The sequence below is a fragment of the uncultured Caballeronia sp. genome, assembly GCF_964243625.1.
Lineage (GTDB): Bacteria > Pseudomonadota > Gammaproteobacteria > Burkholderiales > Burkholderiaceae > Caballeronia.
In genome coordinates, this window is sequence record NZ_CAXTGZ010000516.1 from 1,683 (window position 1) to 4,346 (window position 2,664).

Sequence of the window (2,664 nt, forward strand, 5' to 3'; positions counted from 1 at the left end):
GCAGGTCGGCCATCAGCGCAACCTCGCGGCCGCATTGCTTGGCGGCGTCGCGGACGTATTGCGCACGCTGACGATGGTCGTCGGCGGTGCCGTGGGAAAAGTTGAAACGAACCACGTCGAGACCGGCCTGGATCATTTGCAACAGGATCTCAGGGGAGCTGGAAGCCGGGCCGATGGTGGCGACAATCTTTGTAGCGCGATGCATGGAATTCCTCGTCTGGGTGGTATCGCCTGAAACAGCGCTGCGAGTACGGTGTGCTGACGGGGATTCAGTTGTCTCCGCCTGCGGACGCGCGCCGGATCGTGCCGGCGTCGCTTTGTGATGGCTGTTCGATAACGCTCCGGGGCCAGGTATCAGCGACGCTGCACTCGCGCCGCCGATCATGACCGCCGTTTCCTTCTTCAACTTGCCGCTACGCCGGGAGGGAACGCGGGCCGGGCGCTTCGGCTTTGCATCGTCTTCAATGCCTTGATCGCTTCCGGCTGCAGGTGAAAGCGCGTCCGGCGTGGACGCAGTAGACGTAGCAACCGCCTCGACTACGCGGGCATGGCGCGCTTCTTCGCCCACGCTGCCCTCCACGTCCGCGACCATCTTTTCCGCCAGCTCTTCCACGGCCAATACAGACCGCTCGTTATCCGACTCCGACGTGGCTTTTGTCATTGGATCAGGCCCGCGATTCGAGCACTTCTACCGCCGGCAACGTCTTGCCTTCCAGGAACTCGAGGAACGCGCCGCCGCCCGTCGAGATGTAGGAAATCTTGTCGTGGATGCCGTATTTCTGGATGGCCGCGAGCGTGTCGCCGCCGCCTGCAATCGAGAACGCCGACGAGTTCGCGATGGCGTCCGCCAGCGTCTTCGTGCCGTTGCCGAACTGGTCGAATTCGAACACGCCGACCGGACCGTTCCATACGATCGTGCCGGCCTTTTCCAGTTGCGCGGCAAGCGCCTTGGCGGTGTCCGGACCGATATCGAGGATCAGGTCGTCGTCCTGGACCTGGTCGACGGCCTTCGTTTCGGCCTTCGCGGTCGCGGCGAATTCCTTCGCGGTCACGACGTCGCTAGGAATAGGCACCGATGCCCCACGCGCACGCGCTTCGCTGATGATGGTCCTGGCTTCATCGACGAGATCCTTTTCCGCCAGCGACTTGCCGATATTCAGGCCGGAAGCCAGCATGAACGTGTTGGCAATGCCGCCGCCCACGATCAACTGGTCCACTTTCTCGGCCAGCGACTTGAGGATGGTGAGTTTCGTCGATACCTTCGATCCCGCCACGATCGCGACCAGCGGACGCTTCGGCTCGCCGAGCGCCTTGCCCAATGCGTCGAGTTCAGCCGCGAGCAGCGGACCCGCGCACGCCACGGGCGCGTATTTCGCAATTCCGTGCGTGGTCGCTTCAGCCCGGTGCGCCGTGCCGAATGCGTCGTTCACGTAGATGTCGCAAAGTTTGGCGAGCTTCTGTGACAGCGCGTCGTCGTTCTTCTTCTCACCCTTGTTGCAGCGGCAGTTCTCGAGCAGCACGACCTGACCCGGCTGGACCTGGACACCATCGACCCAATCGGCCACCAGCGGCACGTCGCGGCCGAGCAATTCACCAAGACGCCTGGCCACCGGCGCGAGCGAATCCTCGGGCTTGAACTGGCCTTCGGTCGGACGGCCAAGGTGGGACGTGACCATGACGGCCGCGCCCGCAGCAAGCGCCTGCTGAATGGCCGGCACCGATGCGCGAACGCGCGTGTCTTCAGTGATGTTGCCCTGATCGTCCTGCGGCACATTGAGATCGGCGCGGATGAAAACACGTTTGCCGGACACTTTGCCTTCGGCGATCAGATCGGTGAAACGCAGTACTTTCGTCATGGGAGTCAGCGTGTGAGCGGGTGATTGGAAAGCGGTTCGGGCGATTGGAAATCACAGACCGGAACCAAAGGCCTGCGGCTCGCGAGAGAGTGCTACGGGGAAATTGAAGCGGAAGCGGTGTGCTTGCGGTTGGGCGAACGATGCAGCCCCGATGCAGACGACAAAGCGGATCGCGCCGGAAACCGATGCGCCGAATCGGCTGGGCGTGACAGCGGAGACTGAAGCGACTGGAGCGATTGAAGCGCTTGTGCGGTGACTGCCGGATACACGATCGACCTCATTGGACACGACAGCAAGATCGCCATTTTAACCGATACCCACCGCCCGCCAACGCTGCAAACGCAAATCCCCGGGATTCGGGAATGCTCACAATGCCTTGCATATCATGATGCGGCGCAGCATGAAATCAGGCGAAGAGCCGCAATCCGGTGAACACGATCATGCCCACGACGATCGTCCCGAGCATGCTCCGCCGCCACAAAAACCAGGCAAGGCCGCAGAGCGACGCATACAGCGCATGGTTCGAAAACGCGATGGACAGTCCATCCGGCGTGCTCAGCAAATCGGGCACGACGACCGCGACGAGCGCCGCAGCCGGCGCGTATCGCAAGGCGCGCTGTACCCGCTCGGGCAAGATCATGCGTTCGCCGCCGATCAGGAACAGCGCGCGCGTCAGGCCCGTGATCAGCGCCATGCCGGCAATGGCAAGCCAGATCTGGGCGGTGGTCACCGGGCGCTCCGGGTATTTTTGGCGGGGGCATCGAGTTTGGCGCGGGGCGGTTCAACGGCCGGATCTTTCGGCGCGGCG

The 2,664-nt window shown here is 63.0% G+C and carries 2 protein-coding genes; both read right to left on the reverse strand.

Annotated features, from left to right (window positions below; translation table 11 throughout):
• Window positions 1–665: 665 nt before the first annotated feature.
• A complete protein-coding gene (locus tag ACFFAR_RS26015) occupies window positions 666–1,856 on the reverse strand; it encodes a phosphoglycerate kinase (RefSeq protein WP_062169335.1) in 1,191 nt (396 codons plus the stop codon).
• Window positions 1,857–2,262: 406 nt separating this feature from the next.
• A complete protein-coding gene (locus tag ACFFAR_RS26020; RefSeq protein WP_061998630.1) occupies window positions 2,263–2,586 on the reverse strand; it encodes an AzlD domain-containing protein in 324 nt (107 codons plus the stop codon).
• Between the last annotated feature and the right edge of the window lie 78 nt (window positions 2,587–2,664).